The organism is Brevibacillus halotolerans (assembly GCF_026891775.1).
Lineage (GTDB): Bacteria > Bacillota > Bacilli > Brevibacillales > Brevibacillaceae > Brevibacillus_B > Brevibacillus_B halotolerans.
Genome location: NZ_JAPTNK010000014.1, coordinates 1 through 18,328, shown reverse-complemented (window position 1 = coordinate 18,328; position 18,328 = coordinate 1). Strand labels below are relative to the sequence as shown.

General features: G+C 41.7%; 18 protein-coding genes and 1 riboswitch. Of the genes, 14 read left to right on the top strand and 4 right to left on the bottom strand.

The window, feature by feature from the left end; all coding sequences use genetic code 11:
- The first annotated feature begins 79 nt into the window (after positions 1 to 79).
- Both O0550_RS16925 and O0550_RS16920 read left to right on the top strand, forming a co-directional pair.
- The gene (locus tag O0550_RS16925; RefSeq protein ID WP_181749123.1) at positions 80 to 826 is read left to right on the top strand and encodes a DUF1189 family protein; all 747 of its coding nucleotides are present in this window, start codon (positions 80 to 82) and stop codon (positions 824 to 826) included.
- Positions 827 to 886: 60 nt separating this feature from the next.
- On the top strand, positions 887 to 1,573 hold the full coding sequence (locus O0550_RS16920) for an MOSC domain-containing protein (RefSeq protein ID WP_003343321.1): 687 nt from the start codon (positions 887 to 889) through the stop codon (positions 1,571 to 1,573).
- A gap of 155 nt (positions 1,574 to 1,728) precedes the next feature.
- Here the strand turns inward: O0550_RS16920 and yjcZ are convergent, their stop codons facing one another.
- Positions 1,729 to 1,821 carry a sporulation protein YjcZ gene (gene yjcZ / locus O0550_RS16915; protein WP_081476727.1) on the bottom strand — a complete coding sequence of 31 codons (93 nt, stop codon included), beginning with the start codon at positions 1,819 to 1,821 and terminating at the stop codon, positions 1,729 to 1,731.
- Positions 1,822 to 1,909: 88 nt separating this feature from the next.
- A complete protein-coding gene (locus tag O0550_RS16910; protein ID WP_003333614.1) occupies positions 1,910 to 2,131 on the bottom strand; it encodes a hypothetical protein in 222 nt (73 codons plus the stop codon).
- 269 nt (positions 2,132 to 2,400) lie between these two features.
- On the opposite strand from O0550_RS16910, the gene O0550_RS16905 reads away from it, so the two are divergent.
- The 3 genes from O0550_RS16905 to O0550_RS16895 all read left to right on the top strand — a co-directional run bounded on the left by O0550_RS16905 (position 2,401) and on the right by O0550_RS16895 (position 6,269).
- Complete coding sequence (locus tag O0550_RS16905) at positions 2,401 to 3,759, top strand: Nramp family divalent metal transporter (protein ID WP_003333613.1); 1,359 nt, start codon at positions 2,401 to 2,403, stop codon at positions 3,757 to 3,759.
- 131 nt (positions 3,760 to 3,890) lie between these two features.
- Positions 3,891 to 4,457, top strand: a complete 567-nt coding sequence (locus O0550_RS16900; protein WP_003343324.1) for a beta-class carbonic anhydrase — start codon at positions 3,891 to 3,893, stop codon at positions 4,455 to 4,457.
- Positions 4,458 to 4,625: 168 nt separating this feature from the next.
- Positions 4,626 to 6,269, top strand: a complete 1,644-nt coding sequence (locus O0550_RS16895) for a peptide ABC transporter substrate-binding protein (RefSeq protein ID WP_101667269.1) — start codon at positions 4,626 to 4,628, stop codon at positions 6,267 to 6,269.
- A 105-nt stretch (positions 6,270 to 6,374) separates the two neighbouring features.
- Here O0550_RS16895 and O0550_RS16890 read toward each other — a convergent pair whose 3' ends face one another.
- On the bottom strand, positions 6,375 to 7,082 hold the full coding sequence (locus O0550_RS16890) for a Crp/Fnr family transcriptional regulator (RefSeq protein WP_003333608.1): 708 nt from the start codon (positions 7,080 to 7,082) through the stop codon (positions 6,375 to 6,377).
- Positions 7,083 to 7,250: 168 nt separating this feature from the next.
- On the opposite strand from O0550_RS16890, the gene mobA reads away from it, so the two are divergent.
- The 8 genes from mobA to O0550_RS16855 all read left to right on the top strand — a co-directional run bounded on the left by mobA (position 7,251) and on the right by O0550_RS16855 (position 16,513).
- Entirely contained in the window at positions 7,251 to 7,883 is a 633-nt protein-coding gene (gene mobA / locus O0550_RS16885; protein ID WP_096887736.1) for a molybdenum cofactor guanylyltransferase, read from the top strand.
- Positions 7,880 to 8,425 (top strand): molybdopterin-guanine dinucleotide biosynthesis protein B, encoded by a 546-nt coding sequence (mobB, locus tag O0550_RS16880; protein ID WP_258426880.1) that lies wholly within the window; start codon positions 7,880 to 7,882, stop codon positions 8,423 to 8,425. The genes mobA and mobB overlap by 4 nt, the downstream gene beginning before the upstream one ends.
- A gap of 138 nt (positions 8,426 to 8,563) precedes the next feature.
- Positions 8,564 to 8,708, top strand: a riboswitch (cyclic di-AMP (ydaO/yuaA leader).
- Positions 8,709 to 9,249: 541 nt separating this feature from the next.
- Entirely contained in the window at positions 9,250 to 9,315 is a 66-nt protein-coding gene (locus tag O0550_RS24730) for a potassium-transporting ATPase subunit F (protein WP_081476729.1), read from the top strand.
- Between the two features lie 41 nt (positions 9,316 to 9,356).
- Entirely contained in the window at positions 9,357 to 11,030 is a 1,674-nt protein-coding gene (gene kdpA / locus O0550_RS16875) for a potassium-transporting ATPase subunit KdpA (protein WP_309304390.1), read from the top strand.
- A gap of 21 nt (positions 11,031 to 11,051) precedes the next feature.
- Entirely contained in the window at positions 11,052 to 13,091 is a 2,040-nt protein-coding gene (gene kdpB / locus O0550_RS16870) for a potassium-transporting ATPase subunit KdpB (protein WP_258426879.1), read from the top strand.
- 30 nt (positions 13,092 to 13,121) lie between these two features.
- Complete coding sequence (gene kdpC, locus O0550_RS16865; protein ID WP_258426878.1) at positions 13,122 to 13,679, top strand: potassium-transporting ATPase subunit KdpC; 558 nt, start codon at positions 13,122 to 13,124, stop codon at positions 13,677 to 13,679.
- Between the two features lies 1 nt (position 13,680).
- The gene (locus tag O0550_RS16860) at positions 13,681 to 16,053 is read left to right on the top strand and encodes a universal stress protein (protein WP_258426877.1); all 2,373 of its coding nucleotides are present in this window, start codon (positions 13,681 to 13,683) and stop codon (positions 16,051 to 16,053) included.
- Between the two features lie 25 nt (positions 16,054 to 16,078).
- Positions 16,079 to 16,513, top strand: a complete 435-nt coding sequence (locus O0550_RS16855) for a hypothetical protein (protein ID WP_258426876.1) — start codon at positions 16,079 to 16,081, stop codon at positions 16,511 to 16,513.
- 50 nt (positions 16,514 to 16,563) lie between these two features.
- On the opposite strand, the gene O0550_RS16850 is transcribed toward O0550_RS16855, so the two are convergent.
- Positions 16,564 to 16,950 (bottom strand): Na-translocating system protein MpsC family protein, encoded by a 387-nt coding sequence (locus tag O0550_RS16850; RefSeq protein WP_101667276.1) that lies wholly within the window; start codon positions 16,948 to 16,950, stop codon positions 16,564 to 16,566.
- Between the two features lie 277 nt (positions 16,951 to 17,227).
- Between O0550_RS16850 and O0550_RS16845 the strand changes: the two genes are divergently transcribed.
- Positions 17,228 to 18,007 (top strand): hypothetical protein, encoded by a 780-nt coding sequence (locus O0550_RS16845; RefSeq protein WP_255253170.1) that lies wholly within the window; start codon positions 17,228 to 17,230, stop codon positions 18,005 to 18,007.
- Positions 18,008 to 18,328 lie beyond the last annotated feature (321 nt).

The window sequence follows — 18,328 nt, the reverse complement described above, 5'->3', positions numbered from 1 at the left end:
AAGCATCATTTAATTTTTGAGGTTGATGCAGATGGATATGAGATAATAAAATCTACCTGCAAAAAAGGGAGGTCATATCTTGTTTGAATCATTGAAAGTTAGTTTGTTAAAGCCAAATAACCTAGGCCAGCTTGTAAACAAGAAAGCTGGGGTCGTATTTGGATTTATTCTGTTTCTTGCCTTACTGATAAGCGTGTTTGGTTTTTCTAGTTTTTATCAGACATCAAGCATGTTTTTAAAAGAGGCACAGGCTGTACTAAACAGCACACCGGATTTTACCTTTAAAGATGATGTGTTGAACATGCAGACTGATCAGCCGATTTATTCGCCTAACAAAATGTTTATCTTTGACCCTAACAATCAAGTAAAAGCAGAGAATTATCCCAAAGGTTCGTATGTAGTTATTTTTGGGAAGGTAAAGGCAACATTTATGGAAAAGGGTGTTGTTGTACGCGAAACAAATTATATGAATTCTGGTTTGCGTGACATAAGCAAGCAAGAATTTACGGAACTAATTGATTGGCTTATAACCAAGGAAACGACAATCTGGGCCACTATATTTGCAGGTATCTTTATTTACATGATTTTTAGCACGATGTTTACTGCATTTATTCTTGGTATTTTGGCATACATTATCAGCAATCTTCAGAAAAAGGAATTAACATTTGGTCAAGCGTTTAAACTAGCGATCTTCAGTCTGACAGTACCTTTCCTGATTAAAGGGATTCTAGTGTTAGCTGCATGGCCTGTTCCTATTGGCCCGATCACCTGGGGGTTAGGTGCTGTTTACGTTGTCATGGCTGTGCGGAACATAAAAACAAGCTGATGTAGGGCTACATACCATTGTATAATGGATAATAGTAGAAAGCCGAGGAGGAAAAACACCATGTCGCAGGTACAAGTCAGAATTCTTTCTGTAAATGTAGGACAACCTCAAGTTCTTCCTTATAAAGGACAAGAGGTAGTAACAAGCATATGTAAACAACCAGTAACAGGGCCTCTCTATCTTTCGAAAACCCAATTACAGGGGGACGCTCAAGCCGATTTGAAGTATCATGGCGGGGTAGATAAAGCCGTATGCGTTTATGCATCCGAGCACTATCCTTATTGGGAGAAGGCACTGGGTATGGCATTGCCGGCCTCTGCCTTTGGAGAAAACTTAACCATAGAAGGATTGCTTGAGGATGAGGTTTGTATTGGGGATATTTACCGGATTGGCGGTGCTGTGGTACAAGTCACTCAGCCAAGACAGCCATGTCATAAATTAGCAAAGCGCTATGATGTAATTGATCTGGCGGTACAAGTACAAAACACAGGCTATACGGGTTTTTATCTGCGGGTTTTACAAGAGGGAGAGATTTCACAAGAAGACACGATGACATTGGTTGAAAAAGATCCTGATGGCATTTCGATTGCATTTGCTAATCAAATCATGCACCACGATAAAAAGAATAAACAAGCGATAAAGCAAATTTTGAAGGTAGAAGCATTATCTGCTAGTTGGCGTCAAAGCTTTATGAAACGATTAGGAGACGAGGAAATAGATACATCTCTACGCCTACAAGGCTCTTAATGAATCAATCCAAAGTAAAAAATCCAGGGTGATTGTACCCTGGATTTTTTGTTATACATAAATAAACATGCTTGATTATTTTCGTTACAAAACACTTCTAGACGTTGCTGTGTGCCTATGATCAGTCAAGGTTATACTTTTGCAATCTATATTACCTACCTATTGCAACAACAGCAAGCAATAATTACCAATAAAATAAATAGAACCAAGATAATTTCAAAGTTGTTTGATCCGTTGAAAATACTCATGGTCTAATCCCTCCCAATAAGATGTACTTTATCCTATGTTTCCATAAATAAAGTGCTTGGGTAGGGGCCTCACCGCTGAAAAAATGGACTATTCTTGATAATGGTGTCCTTCATTGTTGTTTATCCAAATGATAAATAGGATGAAATAAAAGGGAACGCCAGATGTGTTATAGACAAAGAAGATATTCATGATATCTTGGGATGATGCGCTTCCGCTGGTATAGGCCACAAATCCAATAGTAAGGACAGCCAACGTATTTATGATAAGAGCCAATAGTAGAAATAGTCCGGCGATTTTCTTTCTATTCATTGCTACACTCCCCTTCTTTCTATACGAAGTAGTGATAAGAATTTATTCCCATTTTAGTATAGCCCATTTATGTTAGGGAAACAACAAACAGAAATCCCTTTTTGTGAATAGGATGAAGGCGTGGGCTATTTACATTTCAAATGAGGTGTTTATAATAATTATTACAAAGTTTCCTTAGTGCAAAAAAGGCGGTTGTTAAGGGAAAAGGGAAGACAGTATAACAAGTACATGTAAATAAAAGAGGTAAGCTGGGAAGGGAGTGATCTCAAATGACTGATCAACATCACGAAGCGGTAGCATCAGAGCAGGGAAAAGGATGGAGAAAAGGGATTACCCAGCCTTCCTTACAAGAAGTACACAGTTCCATGCGTGTACCCAAAAATGCGTCCAAATTTCGTAAATTTTTAGCTTTTGCGGGACCGGGTTATCTGGTTGCTGTAGGATATATGGACCCTGGAAACTGGGCGACTGATTTGGCGGGAGGTTCCCAGTTCGGTTATACGCTATTGTCGGTGATTCTTCTTTCTAATATAATGGCAATGTTTTTACAAGCCCTCGCAGGAAAGCTGGGAATCGTAACAGGTCGGGACTTAGCTCAGGCTTGCCGGGATCACTATTCCAAGCCAGTAGCAATGGTCTTATGGGTTCTGTGCGAGATCGCCATTGCAGCTTGTGATTTAGCAGAGGTGATTGGATCAGCAATTGCATTGAATTTGCTATTTGGCATTCCGTTATTATATGGGGTGTTGATTACTGCTATTGATGTGTTGTTAGTATTGTTTTTACAAAATAAAGGATTTCGTTATATAGAAGCTATTGTTATTGCGTTGATCGGCACCATTGGGGTGTGCTTCGGAGTTGAGATCCTATTGGCTCAGCCTCAAATCAGCGAGATCATGCAAGGATTTATCCCGCGTACGGAAGTCGTAACAAATCCTGCGATGCTCTATATCGCGATTGGGATTATTGGTGCAACTGTTATGCCGCATAATCTGTATCTGCACTCCTCTATTGTCCAAACTCGTGACTTCGAACGGACGCAGACTGGCAAGCGGGAAGCGATTCAATATGCTCGTTTGGACTCAACGATTGCTTTATTCTTTGCCTTGTTTATCAATGCATCTATCTTGATTTTGTCAGCCTCTACGTTTCACCAGGCTGGCATGACAGATATAGCTGAGATTGGCGACGCTTATTATTTGCTGACTCCTGTGCTTGGAACAACAGCAGCGAGTATCCTGTTTGGGGTAGCCTTGCTAGCATCTGGCCAAAATTCTACTTTAACGGGTACATTGGCTGGTCAGATTGTCATGGAGGGTTTTATTCATTTTCGCATAACACCGTGGCTGCGACGTTTAATTACTCGTCTGATTGCGATTGTTCCGACGGTGATTGTTACAGCCCTATACGGAGAAAAAGGAACCACAGAATTACTCATACTAAGTCAAGTCATTTTGTCGATTCAGCTCCCCTTTGCGATTGTTCCTCTTGTGCAGTTTACCAGTAGCAAGGCTAAAATGGGTGAGTTTGTTAATAAGAAGTGGGTTACTGCTATTGCGTGGCTGATAAGTGGTGTCATTATTGCGTTAAATATTTTTTTGATCTATCAAACTGTTACGCAGTTGTAGTTATTTTGTCTACAAAAAGGGATTGGACAGATAAATCACGAAAATAATAAGGTACAAAAAAACCTACCAATACGTACAGCATCTAAGAAAATGGGCAGGCCAAATTGAGAGAAAAGTCGAGGTGAAGAAGCGTGGGAAAACTTGAAGAGATTTTAGAGTACAATAAAAAGTTCGTAGAAAATCAGAGATATACGGAGTTCACAACAACCAAGTTTCCTGATAAACGGTTGGTTGTCATTTCATGTATGGACACAAGACTGGTCGAACTTCTTCCTCACGCAATGAACGTCAAAAATGGAGATGTCAAGATTATTAAGACAGCAGGAGCTATTGTCTCGCATCCGTTTGGGGCGGTTATGAGAAGTATCTTAGTGGCTATCTATGAGTTACAAGCAGAAGAAGTCATAGTGGTAGGTCATTACGATTGTGGAATGAGTGCGATTAATCCTACGCATTTTTTAGAAAAAGTGCGAGAACGAGGGGTTTCGGCAGATTCGTTACATCTATTAAAAAGTGCTGGAATTAATTTGGAAAAATGGTTGCGAGGTTTTGATAACGTGACTGATGCTGTCAAAGAGAGTGTCGATATGATCCTTAATCATCCGTTACTGCCTCCATCAGTGCCAATCCATGGTTTAATCATTGACCCAAGTACAGGTAAACTAGATGTAGTTATAAATGGATATGAAAAAAAATAAAATGTACAAAAGAGTCATTACGCATATTTTACGTAATGACTCTTTTGTTTTTACTTTAATAGAGTTAATAATGTTTAATTATGTTTTATTTGATAAAACGTAAAAATAAAATTAGTATAAAATTTATTCATATCTTTCGTTATAAACATAAAAGGGGGATTTACAACTATGAAGAAAAATATATTTGTGTTGATGAGTTCCGTTCTTGTATTAGGTGCTGCTCTTGCGGGCTGTAGTACAGGTAACGGTAACGGAGCTGCTCCGGCTGGTAACGAATCTAAAAAGTCTGAAGATTCAAAAGCAAGCGGAAATCAAACTCTTCGTTTAAACCTTGCATCTGAGCCTCCTACGCTTGATCCTGGTCTTACAGAAGATGCTACTTCTGGGGCAATTGTTCGTTCTACCTTTGATGGTCTAACTCGTTTGGGTGAAGACGGTAAGCCTCACAATTCTGTTGCATCCGATATTAAAATTTCAGATGATTTAAAAACATATACATTCACATTGCGTGATTCAAAGTGGTCTAACGGTGACCCTGTTACTGCTAAAGACTACGAATATGCTTGGAAACGCGTTCTTACTCCAAAAACAGCATCTAGCTATGCGTACCAGCTTTATTACATTAAGGGTGCAGAAGCATTCCATAAGGGTAAAGGAAAACTTGAAGACGTAGGTATCAAAGCTATTAATGATAACACATTAGAAGTTACGTTAGAAAACCCTACTCCATTCTTCTTGGAGTTAACAGCTTTCTACACATACTATCCAATTAATCAAAAAGTAGATACCGAAAATCCTGACTGGGCGAAAAATGCAAAAACCCACGTGGGTAACGGTCCGTTCAAGCTAGATACTTGGGAGCATAAGAGTAAGATTTTGTTGACCAAGAACGAAAACTACTGGGATAAAGATTCTGTAAAAATGGAAAAAATTGAATTCTCCATGATTGATGATGGCAATACAGAGCTTTCCATGTTTGACAACGGTGATTTGGATTGGGCAGGTAAACCAGTTGGAGACTTGCCAACAGATGTTGTGCCTATCAAAAAAGCAGAGGGTGCCTTGAAGATGAAGCCTACTGCATCCATCTATTGGTACAAGTTCAATACAGAAAAAGCACCGTTTACGAATGCAAAAATCCGTAAAGCCTTTGCCTATGCGGTAGATCGTAAAGCGATTGTAGAAAACATTACGCAAGCTGGAGAGCAACCAGCACTAGGTATCCTGCCTCCAACTATGGCTGTTAAACCAGAGGGCTACTTTAAAGATAACGATGCAGCAACAGCTAAAAAATTGTTAGATGAAGGTATGAAAGAGCTAGGCATCAGTAAGCTGCCTCCAATTTCACTATCCTTTAATACGTTGGAAGGTAACAAGAAAATTGCAGAAGCCATCCAAGACCAATGGAAAAAGAACTTGGGCGTAGATGTAAAACTAGAAAATACCGAGTGGAAAGTATACATTGATAAGCTACACCAAGGTAACTATCAAATCGGACGTATGGCTTGGTCTGCTGACTTCAATGATCCAATTAACTTCCTAGAGCTGTACCGTGATAAAAAAGGCGGTAACAATGATACAAACTGGGAAAATCCAAAATACAAGGAGCTATTAATCAAGTCGGCTTCTGAACCAAATCCAGAGAAACGTACACAGTTGTTTGCTGAAGCAGAGCAAATCATCATGGATGAAATGCCTGTAATTCCAATCTACTACCGTACACAAAACTGGATTCAAAATGACAAAGTAAAAGGCGTATTGCTTGATGCACTTGGTTTCGTCGATTACAAATGGTCTTACATCGCTGAATAAGATATCGAAGAATAAAAAAAGAAGCCTGTTGAGTTGTTCAACAGGCTTCTTGTATTTGATTGTGTATCGTGCCTTTCATTAAAATGAAAGGAATATAAGCATGCGCTACAAACGGCAAATGTCTGGTGGACAATCATCACAGCATATTTTTTCCCGTAAATAGTGAATGTCCTTTACTAGAATGTAGCCATTTGGCAGAGGCTCAATAACATCTAGTTTTTTTAAATCACCTAATAACCGATTAACACTTTCGCGTGTAAGTCCAATAAATTGAGCTAAGTCTTTATTGGTCAGTGATAGATCGATCAGGATACCGTTTGGAAGCTGACGGCCGTATGTGTTACACATGCGAATGAGAGTTGAATAGAGCGCACCTGTTTTTCCGTTTAATAAAAGATCGCGGAACTTAGATTGCATACGGCGGTTCTCAAGACTCATCCAACGTAGGAACTCTACACAATAGGCTCCGTTTGCCGTAAGGAGCTCTTCTAGGGACGCACGAGAGATGACTCGTAATTCACCGGGCTGTAGGACAACGGCAGTAGCGCTATAACACAGGGATGAATTAAATAACCCGAACAGCCCAAATAATTCACCCGGATTATATACTTGAAGGGTTAATTCTTTTCCGTCTGTGCTTGTCTTAGATAGCCGAACCTTACCGCTTTCTACCAAATAAACATAATCAGCAGGGTCTCCGTCAAAAAATAACGGCTTACCCGGAATACTTTCAACGAGGGTCGACATACGTTTCATATCTTCCCAAAATGCTCGGGATATTTGATCCACGAAGGTTTTCGTTTCTACAGGCATGAAGATTTTCCCTCACTTCATACTTTTCTCTCTTGTAAGTGATACTTGTTACAAGGTACGGTCTTAGTATATCAATTACGGTTGCATATGAATATAGCATCATAACTATTTTGCCATTTGTCCATAAATGTATGAAAGAAGTATGAAAAATAAGCGGGGTGATCAAAAATGGTGGATTCATTATGTATTGTAATTTTAGCAGGGGGACAAAGCAGCCGTATGGGTAAGCCCAAAGAATTACTGGAATGGCAGGGGAAACCACTCATTTTACATATGCTGGAGCAGATTTTGCCTCTGGGTCGCCCCTGTGTGATCGTCACGAATGATCCAAAACGATTGCCTCACATCAATGAGCTTGGAACAAAAGTGTTTATCACAGGTGATATCGTAGCTTCACATGGGCCGATCAGCGGTATTTATTCGAGTATGTCTGTAAGACAGGAAGAGTGGTATTTGGTTGTATCCTGTGACCTGCCATTTTTACGTACGGAGCATGTACAACGCTTATTCGAAAATTTAAACGATCGTTTAGATAAAGATATAAATGCTGTAGTAGCTAAAGCGGGCGGGCGATTACAGCCGTTATTTGCGCTTTATCATCAGCAAACCAAAGAAATTTGGAAGGCAGCTCTGGATCGGAAAGATTTCCGGGTAATGCATGCGTTAGAAGAGATGATTGTAAAGGAAGTAACGGATGAATGCTGGGATGATCTGACGACGTTTAATATGAATACCCCTGCTGATTATGAAGAAGCAAAAAAAGTATGGAATAGCAAAAATTCATTAGGAGAAAACAAATGAACAGGGAAGGAAACCAAATGGAATCTACAGATATTGTTATTCAATTTGTGGGATATTCCAACTCAGGCAAAACTACATTGGTTTGCAAGTTAATTGAGCGATTTACACAAATGGGACTACGACTGGGTGTAATTAAGCATGATGGGCATGACTTTGAATTAGATCAGCAGGGAAAGGATACATGGAACTTCCGGCAGGCAGGAGCTCCTATGGTAGCTATTCAATCGGCTACACAAACCGCTTGGATGGAAAATCAAGCAGTTCCACTCCCTAAGCTTATCACGAGGATGAGTGAACAAGGGGCCGAGCTGATCATAGTGGAAGGCTTTAAACGGGAGTCCTATCCGAAAATCGTGGTAATCCGGCGTGAGAAGGACAAGGAGTTGCTGGACAAGGTGCAAAACATCCTGGCAGTAGTAAGCTGGCTGCCATTACAGAAGATGTCTATCCCTGTTTTTTTCATTGATCAGGTGGAGGAGATTTTTCAATTTGTTGATAGGCACAGGCTTGTACAAAATAAGAAAACAAAAGAAAATAAATAAAATAATGAGATTGGCTGAGGAAACGTGAGAGTGTTTCCTCAGAAATGCGTAATTTCAGATGAAATTGACAGTTTTTGTAGCTAGATCACTGTTAACAGAAGATAAGCAAGGACGTATAATAAGACTCGTAAGCAACCAATAGCATAACGGCCAAATCCCGAGGCATTCGGGAACGGAGGACCCACTTTTTATTGGGGTTAATTCTACTAGATGTAGAAGGGATGAGTAACTCTTTCGCCATCCTACCCGTCAGCTAACTTCGTCGGCTAAAGCGAAGGAGGTCAATGAGACCACCTGTATTTATTGAGGGGTTTTTTCTTTTTCCCTCAGAGCTAAAAAAGCGTAGGTCTTTTTGTTTTGCTTACATTTATTTCAAACATCATACGTACAACTGTACGAAAGAGGATTAGGGAGACAGAACGCAAAGAGAGCGATGGCTAGCTGGGCGTTAGGTAGACCAATGAGTGCTTCTTTTTTGACGGTTGAACATTATAACAAATGAGTAGGCAGGCTCTGGTGAGGCAATAGGTAAGCTTCGCTAGGATAGGCTGTGACTTACGGTTTGTATCATGTTCTTTTTACCGTTTGGATAGGAGCAAGCATTGGTCTATTTTTTGTTCCAAGGTGGACTTCAAATGAAAGGGAGAGCACAGGGGAACCACAGATTGTCGAACGTTGATCAGACAGTTGGCAGAGGAGGAAAAAAGGATGGATATTGTTGCGATTTTACTGGTGGCAGGAGCGTTCGGTCTGTTTTTTGGAACGATGGCATTCTGTGACAAAGTGGTAACAGAAGAAGGGAGAGAAGAGCGGTGACTATACTCATGATCATCGTTACAGGGGTTATTCTCTACCTCATCGATGCATTAATTCGTCCTGAAAAGTATTAATAGTACCAACTGTAACTGTAGAAACGTTAGGAGGAACTGTTGTGGATTTGTTGCAAATTGCCGCAGTATTAGGAATGTTGCTGATCCTAGCCATTTTATTTGGTCGTTACTTGGCGCAAGCTTTTTCATGGGAGGCAACTAAGGTAGATCGAATATTCGGAGGATTCGAGCGAATTATATATAAAGCTTCTGGTATTCAAGTGAGAGCAATGACATGGAAACAGTACGCAGGAGCAGTATTACTTAGCAATCTTGTCATGTTTGTCATTGGGTATCTCATTGTTAGACTTCAGGGATTTTTGCCGGGGAATCCTAGTCGGATTGATGGCATGGAACCGCTGCTTGCCTTTAATACAGTAGCTAGCTTTTTAACAAATACGAACTTACAGCATTATAGTGGAGAGTCAGGCTTGTCCTATCTGTCCCAAATGACGGTTATTATCTATTTGATGTTTACAACGCCTGCCACTGGTATTGCGGTTGTGATGGCCTTTATGAGAGGAATTACAGGACAAAAGCAGATTGGCAACTTCTACGTAGACCTGATTCGGGCACATACCCGCGTGTTATTGCCTTTGGCCGTGGTTGTTACTTTATTATTGGTAGCTCAAGGGGTGCCACAAACGATGAGTCCAACAGTGACTGCTACTACTTTACAGGGTGCGGAACAACAAATTGCTCGTGGACCTGTGGCTTCCATGGAATCTATTAAGCACCTTGGTACAAACGGAGGAGGATTCTTTGGAGTTAACTCTTCACATCCCTTTGAGAACCCTACACCTTTAACCAATGTTATTGAAATCTTATGTATGTTTCTCATCCCGGCTTCCTTACCGTTTACTTTTAGTGCTATGACACGCAATAAAAAACAAGGACTTATGATATTTAGTGCTATGTTCCTGATGTTTTTAACTTTCTTGACGATTGTATATGTTGCGGAATCGAATGGAAATCCAGCGTTAGCTCAAGCGGGGCTGTCTCAGGCGAATGGCAGCATGGAGGGGAAAGAAGTTCGCTTCGGTATTGCACAGTCGGCTCTTTTTACTGCGGTAACCACAGCGGCTACTACAGGAACGGTTAACAACATGCATGATACCTTAACGCCACTTGGCGGGATGGTTCCATTAGCTCAGATGATGCTAAATTGTGTGTTTGGCGGAGATGGTGTCGGCACAATGAACATTTTGATGTATGCCATTATGGCTGTATTCTTAGCAGGCTTGATGGTAGGTCGTACACCAGAATATTTGGGGCGCAAGATTGAAAGTAAAGAGATGAAATTAATCGCGATCGCTATTTTGATTCATCCGTTAATCATCCTAGCTCCATCTGCGATTGCTTTGGCTAGCGAACTGGGAACAAGATCGATTTCAAATGCTGGCTTCCATGGAATTTCTCAAGTGGTATATGAATTTACTTCTTCAGCAGCTAATAACGGTTCGGGATTTGAGGGCCTATCTGATAATACGCCATTCTGGAATATCTCAACGGGCCTGGTCATGTTATTTGGACGCTATTTCTCGATTGTTTTAATGCTAGCGGTAGCAGGCTCCCTAATGATGAAGAAACCTGTGCCGGAAACCATTGGTACCTTCCGCACGGATAATACAGTATTCATGAGCATCTTGCTTGCTACGGTACTCATTGTAGGTGCGTTAACATTCTTCCCTGTGATTGCCCTTGGTCCTGTTGCCGAGTGGCTGTCGATACGCTAATGAAAAAAGGAGTCCTTCACTATGAGTAATCAACGAAAATCCTTGGTTACCAAGGAGATAGTTTGGCAGGCAATGATTGATGCCTTTAAGAAATTTAACCCGCGGTTGATGGTTAAAAATCCAGTCATGTTTGTAGTGGAAATAGGTTTTGTGATTACCCTCGTTTTAAGTGTTATGCCAAATGCCTTTGGTGGCGAGTCCAATGCTTTTTACAACAGTATCGTGAGCGTGATTCTGTTTGTGACCATCCTGTTTGCGAATTTTGCTGAAGCTCTGGCGGAAGGGCGTGGTAAGGCACAGGCTGATAGCTTGAAAAAAAGTAAGCAGGATATGACAGCAAATCTATTACAAAAAAATGGAGTCATAAAAGTGGTTAATTCCACAGAGCTACGCAAGGGCGATATTGTTATCGTTACTACCAATGAGCTAATCCCAAGCGATGGTGAGATCATTGAGGGAGTAGCATCAGTCGATGAGTCGGCTATTACGGGCGAATCGGCTCCAGTCATCAAGGAGGCAGGTGGAGATTTTAGTTCGGTTACTGGCGGTACTCGCGTGGTTAGCGACCGAATTACGGTACGTGTGACGGCAGAACCAGGGGAATCCTTCTTAGATCGAATGATCAGTATGGTCGAGGGAGCAAAACGGCAAAAAACTCCTAATGAGCTAGCTTTAAATACTCTTTTGGTAAGCTTAACGTTCATTTTTTTGATCGTATGTACGACACTGTTACCAATTGCTTCTTATGTAAATGTAGTGATTCCAGTTGCGACCTTGGTGGCCCTGTTGGTCTGCCTTATACCAACAACCATTGGTGGATTATTATCTGCGATTGGGATTGCAGGGATGGATCGGGTCACCCAATATAATGTGATTGCCATGTCAGGAAAAGCGGTCGAAGCGGCAGGAGATATAAATACCATTATTTTGGATAAAACCGGGACAATTACGTATGGCAACCGGATGGCCTCTGAATTTGTGGCAGTAGGCGGTTCAAAACAAGAAGAGCTATATCGAGCAGCTCTGCACAGCTCCTTGCATGACGAAACACCAGAGGGGCGCTCTATTGTAGAACTAGCTAAAAAAATGGGAGTTCCTGAATCAGAGTGGCACATTTCAGGTACAGAAGGTGTGGAATTTAAAGCGGAAACTCGGATGAGCGGAACTAATTTTTCAGATGGTCGTGTGGTAAGAAAAGGGGCTGTTGATGCCATTAAAGCCTATGTTATAGAGAGAGGCGGTCAAGTTCCTAACGATTTGGACACGACAGCGAATCGAATGGCTAAGGAAGGAGGCACCCCATTAGCAGTGGTAGATGGGACTCAAGTATTGGGCGTCATTTATTTAAAGGATACGGTAAAAGCAGGTATGCGCGAGCGCTTCGAGGAACTGCGGCGGATGGGAATCAGGACGGTGATGTGTACAGGTGACAATCCATTAACGGCGGCTACCATTGCACGCGAAGCTGGTGTGGATGATTTCATTGCAGAAGCTAAACCAGAGGACAAGATCACGGTTATTCGCAAGGAACAGGCGGAAGGAAAGCTGGTGGCGATGTCGGGTGATGGGACGAATGATGCACCTGCACTAGCTCAAGCCGATGTGGGATTAGCGATGAATAGCGGTACCGTTGCTGCGAAAGAAGCTGCGAACATGGTTGATTTGGATTCTGATCCGACCAAAATTATCGAGGTAGTGGCAATAGGGAAACAGCTTCTTATGACTCGTGGAGCTCTTACTACTTTTAGTATCGCGAACGATATTGCCAAGTATTTTGCCATTATTCCGGCGATGCTAATGGTGGCAATTCCTCAGATGCAAGCGTTGAACATCATGCAACTGGCCACACCTCAAAGCGCAATTTTATCTGCATTGCTGTTTAACGCGATCATTATTCCATTGTTAATACCGTTAGCGATGAAGGGTGTTACATATAAACCTATGAGTGCAACCAAGCTCTTGTCCCGCAATCTGTTTATGTACGGATTAGGCGGAATCATTGCTCCTTTTATCGGTATTAAGCTATTGGATATGCTGTTGGTGGTAGTTGGTCTGCAATAGAAAAACTAATAAACGAAAAGGTGAGTAATCATGTTAAAAAATATACGAGTCAGTCTCGTGCTGTTATTGATCTGCGGCGTTATCTATCCCTTGCTCATGACGGGTCTGGCTCAGGCGTTAATGCCGGCACAGGCAAATGGAAGCTTGATTACAGATGTGGCTGGGAAGGTCGTAGGGTCTAAGCTAATTGGTCAATCATTTACTGACCCGAAATACTTTTCTGGACGTGTTTCTTCTATAGAGTATAACGCGGCTGGCTCAGGCTCGAATAACTATGCTCCGTCCAATCCAGCATTAGTGGAACGAATGAAAAAGGACGTAGCAGCTTTCTTGACTGCGAATCCGACTATTGTACAGACCGAGATACCGGCAGATTTAGTAACGAACTCAGCTTCAGGACTTGATCCGCATATTACACCAGAGGCGGCTCGTGTTCAGGTGCCGCGCATTGCAGCCTTGCGGAATTTGACTACAGATCAGCTTAACCACCTCATTCGCAACCACACAGAGGATCGCTCGCTGGGTCTGTTTGGTGAAAAACGAGTAAATGTATTGGAGTTAAACATGGCACTGGATCAGGTGAAGTAGTATGGATGATTTTCGCCGAAAAACGCCAGAGGAAATCTTGCGCTCTATTTCGGAAATCCATAAAGGTCGTTTGCAAATTATTCTGGGGGCGGTTAGTGGCTCGGGCAAAACCTACCACATGCTGTTAGAAGGACAACGACTCCGGAAAAAAGGCTTAGATGTGGTTATTGGTGTGATTCATTCACGTGCCATTAACCAAGGGAAAAATTACGAGAAACTGGAAGGCCTCGACGTAATGCCTGCTATTGCTTGGGATGAAAAGGGCATGCTGAAAGAGGACCTCGATGTTGAAGGAATCGTTAGACGTGATCCAGAGGTCGTCTTGGTGGATGAGTTAGCGCATCGGAATCGACCCGAAGCGATACGTCGTACTCGGATCGAGGACGTTCGTTATCTGTTAGAACACAATATAAGTGTGATCACTACGCTTAATATCTACGAACTTGAAGGAATGAAAGGCATAGCCCAACGACTAACCGGGGTGCCTGTTCGTGTAGCCGATTGTGTCGCGGATGAGACGTTAGCCGAAGCGGATGAGGTAAAGCTTTTGGATGTTCCACCGGAAGTTATTCTTAAGAGATTGCAGGAGGGAAGGATTTTACCTCACTCATCTGATCAAGGAGAAGCGTTGTCTAAGCTTACGTCAAAGCAACAGCGTTTGTATCGGCATGATAATTTGGCTGTGCTAAGAGAATTGGCATTACGTTTCGTGGCTGGGGAAGTAAATGATGATTTAGACAGATATCGTGAACAACAGGGGATGCTTGGCCCGTCTGGAGCGAGTGAGCGTATCCTGGTTACTGTTCAGTATCACTGGAATGGTTCGATTTTGATTCGTCGCGGACAACAAGTAGCTAAACGCTTAGGTGCGGAGCTTCTTATCGCATGCTTTCGTAATAACAAACGGATGATGTCTAAGGAAGAGGCAACCTTTAAACGCTCAATGGTTACGTTGGCCCAAAAAGTGGGTGCAAGCTTTGAAGAGGTCTCTTTATCCAAGGATAGTGATGTTGCTAAAGAGATGGTACAGTACGCTTTGCAACATAACATTACCCGGATTGTCATGGGGCAATCCAAGCGAAGCAGATGGGAAGAAATTGTGCACGGGTCGATTATTAACAAGATTTTACGCAAAAGCAAAAATACAGATGTCCTCATCGTGGCAGATCGTTCAGCAACCAGTGGGGGACGGGTTCTCCCTGCTAAACGCCATCGTGGATTTGTTCCTCATCCATTTCATCGCCTTTCGACAGAGGAGATGGAAAAGGAGATTAAGCGAATAAAACGTGGTAAATTTAAAACTTTTGTTGGAGCAGCGCCAGGTGTGGGAAAGACATACACCATGCTTCGCGAGGCGAATGAGCTGTTACACAGCGGGATCGATGTTGTAATTGGATTATTGGAAACGCATGGGCGCAAAGAAACCCACGAGCAAATAGGGAAGCTAACAATTATTCCGAGGAAGGTGATGCTCTATAAGAATGTATATTTGGAAGAAATGGATACTGAAGCTATTATTAGGCGCAATCCGGAAGTGGTTCTAGTGGATGAATTAGCCCATACCAATGTTCCGACTAGCCGGTTCTTAAAAAGATACGAAGATGTCGAGCACATCCTGCAAGCTGGCATTTCTGTAATTTCAACTATGAATATTCAGCATGTAGAAAGTCTAACGGATAGTGTTGAACAAATCACAGGTATTCGAATACGGGAAACAGTCCCTGACCGAATCTTACACGATGCAGATGAGATTGAGCTGGTGGATATTTCTCCTAAAGCTTTACAAGAGAGAATGAAAGAGGGCAATATCTATGCCTTAGATAAGGTAGAGCAGTCGCTAAATCACTTTTTTCAGCTTGGAAATCTGATTGCTTTACGTGAATTAGCTTTACGTGAAGTGGCGGATGATGTGGATGAGCGTTTAGAGTCTTGGGAGCGTAAGGGGGCGTTACGCGGGCCGTGGAGAAAACAAGAGACTATTTTTGTCTGTGTAAATTTACGTGAAGACAGTGGACGATTAATACGACGCGGATTTCGCATTGCTTATCGGTTAAAGGCAGATTGGTATGTTGCGTATGTACAGGATCATAATCCCCTTACTCCAGATGAGCTTGATTTACTAGACAAACTTAGGTATTTAACGGAACGCATGGGTGGTTCTTTTGAAATTTATCAAGTACAAGAACGAAGACACATTTTTCGTGAGTTAGTCATGCAGATGGATCGTAAAAATGTTACGCAGGTCATCATCGGCCATTCTGCTCGGACGAGATGGGAAGAAATAAAAACGGGCTCTGTTGTACAAAAATTATTAAGGCAAATACGCCATATGGATGTTCTTGTTGTTGCGGATCATAATCCAGTCACACAGTGATTGGAATGAATGAGGCGAAAGCAGGATGAAAAGTATGCTTATTGTAGGCCGTGGAGAAGCTTTTTGTGATTTTGTTCAAATCACTAGTAAGCATGAGTTAGATCGAAATCTAATAGATGGCTTGCAGATTGTGGCCTTTTATCGGGAAGCACTGAGAAATGATAGGGTTAAAGAAGGGTTTCGCCAAGTGGCTACACAGGGCTTTGCTCCTGAAGAAACAAAGCTTGCTTCGTTTGAACAGGTTTACTTGTTTCCTGATGAATGGAACGATTCGTTTCGAGTTATTGAATTTTTCGTTAGTTTGGGTACTTGTCGCGTATATGTTATGACACAGTTGCCGCGGTATGCTGCTTTGTATCGGAGATTAGGGGCACATTATGTGTTTATCAGTAGTCCTAAGCATCGAGGGTATCGCTGGTTGTTGGATAATGCTGAAGATGATGAAAACACTCCTCTATAGCAACGGAGGAGTGCTTTCAACATTTTAGTGTTCATTTATGGGAGAGGCTGTTAACTGCTGGAGGTATTATCTTGTAGGTGTTTTTCTAGGTCTTTGTCCAGTACGTATACCTCGATCCGTTCACCCATTTTGGTGCTGATATCGCTGTGGCTGGAAAGAACCTTAAGGCCCGTAATTCTTTCTACAATTGCCTCCGTTTCCTGACTGTACATTTCACGTAGGATTTCGCGCATTTGTTTAACAACGCGGCGCCCTTTTTCATGATGAGACAAATGCTTTTCCTCTACAGTAAGGACTCCTTTAAAGCGAGAAATGATCATGTCACTGACGATATATGTTTTGGCTTCTTGGGGGCCACGTCCAATCAGCTCTCTTTGAAATTTAATAAAAGCTTCGCTGATTTCGGCTTCCAGCTTTTTTTTGGATAAGTTACTCAACTGACTCCCTCCTAAGGAAAGACGTTCTATTCTGTAAATAGTGGCATCTTCATGGATATACTACCCAGCAGAAGAGAGACTGTCAATGAGGTGGTTCGTGGAGATTGGGCATGGTAGAGAAAAGCAGCATTTTAAGTCAAATTCACCCGTATGAGAGAGATCGTTCATGCAAATCGATTCCGATCAAAAGAGAAATGTACGTGAGGAGGTCGTAAGAGGGATAGGGAGGAAGTGAGTATGTCTTAATTACAGGATCCGTCAAGGAGGAGAGATGGCAATGATAAGTATCCAGGAGAATATGGAATTAAAACGGATTGCTCAGGCCTTAGAAAGATTGCTTCAGCTTTTAGATGAAGAGAAGAGGAGTGCGATCCAATCAAAGCTGAAGCACAAAATGAATCTTTCGATGGAAATGAGATTATTTCAGCGCATTGTAGCTGTCTATCGAGAGGAAGAGATCATTAAAAGAGAGTGTGCGTTAAAGAGAAAATCATCCTGTCGCCTTTCTAAGCAAATTCAGTTGGTTTTTTTGCGTTTTTTGATGGAGCATAGTTCAGTTATAGAATTTGAACTGGATGGGGGCTTTATTATTGGGAAAAAAGCTGGGAAGGTCATGTTTGCTATTAAACTGTTTCCGCATTTGGGTGGGTACCGTGGGAAAGCCTGGTATAAAATGATTGATAAGGTTGCCAGAGAAGCATGTAAACAATATCAGATTGACAGCGGACAGGTGTACTTGTTTGTATCTTCATTAGTTAATAGCATAGATGTTCGAGATGTAAAGGAGCTAACAGGAAAAAGCTATCGTAGTTCCTCTGACATCCTGTCTATCCAGCATCGATCTATCTTATATGAGTATCTGAGGCTCTATCTGGGGCGTATTACTGGACTGAAGGAACCTGATAAACAGATATATTTTTTGTGTGCTAATATCCATCCGAATATGGTAAGCCTTCAAGTGAAAAACGACGACAGTGATGGAATTGGAATGGAGCAGCAGGATTGGTTAAAGCCTTCTATCGCTGAGTTAATTCATGTAATAGAAAAAAAGAAATAATATAGTTGCATAGAATATTCTATTATGATATCATTTGAAATCGTTGCGCAGTTGCCACACTTATGTAAAGGTAAATTGAATTTTAATCACGCTAAAAAAACTTTTGAAAAAGTGTTGACTTCTAAACAACTGATATGCTATATTATAAAAGTACCACCGAGGAACACGAAATAAGAGGTTGAACAGTGGTGTTGAAATGATCTTTGAAAACTGAACAGTAAAATGTTTGATAGAAACACTAGCCAAGCAAGTTTTGAAGCTTTGATCAAGAACTACTTTAATGGAGAGTTTGATCCTGGCTCAGGACGAACGCTGGCGGCG

Coding starts and splice junctions, on each gene's coding strand:
- O0550_RS16920 (WP_003343321.1), top strand. CDS start 887: ATGTCGCAGGTACAAGTCAGAATTCTTTCTGTAAATGTAGGACAACCT.
- yjcZ (WP_081476727.1), bottom strand. CDS start 1,821: ATGAGTATTTTCAACGGATCAAACAACTTTGAAATTATCTTGGTTCTA.
- O0550_RS16910 (WP_003333614.1), bottom strand. CDS start 2,131: ATGAATAGAAAGAAAATCGCCGGACTATTTCTACTATTGGCTCTTATC.
- O0550_RS16905 (WP_003333613.1), top strand. CDS start 2,401: ATGACTGATCAACATCACGAAGCGGTAGCATCAGAGCAGGGAAAAGGA.
- O0550_RS16895 (WP_101667269.1), top strand. CDS start 4,626: ATGAAGAAAAATATATTTGTGTTGATGAGTTCCGTTCTTGTATTAGGT.
- O0550_RS16890 (WP_003333608.1), bottom strand. CDS start 7,082: ATGCCTGTAGAAACGAAAACCTTCGTGGATCAAATATCCCGAGCATTT.
- mobA (WP_096887736.1), top strand. CDS start 7,251: ATGGTGGATTCATTATGTATTGTAATTTTAGCAGGGGGACAAAGCAGC.
- mobB (WP_258426880.1), top strand. CDS start 7,880: ATGAACAGGGAAGGAAACCAAATGGAATCTACAGATATTGTTATTCAA.
- kdpB (WP_258426879.1), top strand. CDS start 11,052: ATGAGTAATCAACGAAAATCCTTGGTTACCAAGGAGATAGTTTGGCAG.
- kdpC (WP_258426878.1), top strand. CDS start 13,122: ATGTTAAAAAATATACGAGTCAGTCTCGTGCTGTTATTGATCTGCGGC.
- O0550_RS16860 (WP_258426877.1), top strand. CDS start 13,681: ATGGATGATTTTCGCCGAAAAACGCCAGAGGAAATCTTGCGCTCTATT.
- O0550_RS16855 (WP_258426876.1), top strand. CDS start 16,079: ATGAAAAGTATGCTTATTGTAGGCCGTGGAGAAGCTTTTTGTGATTTT.
- O0550_RS16845 (WP_255253170.1), top strand. CDS start 17,228: ATGATAAGTATCCAGGAGAATATGGAATTAAAACGGATTGCTCAGGCC.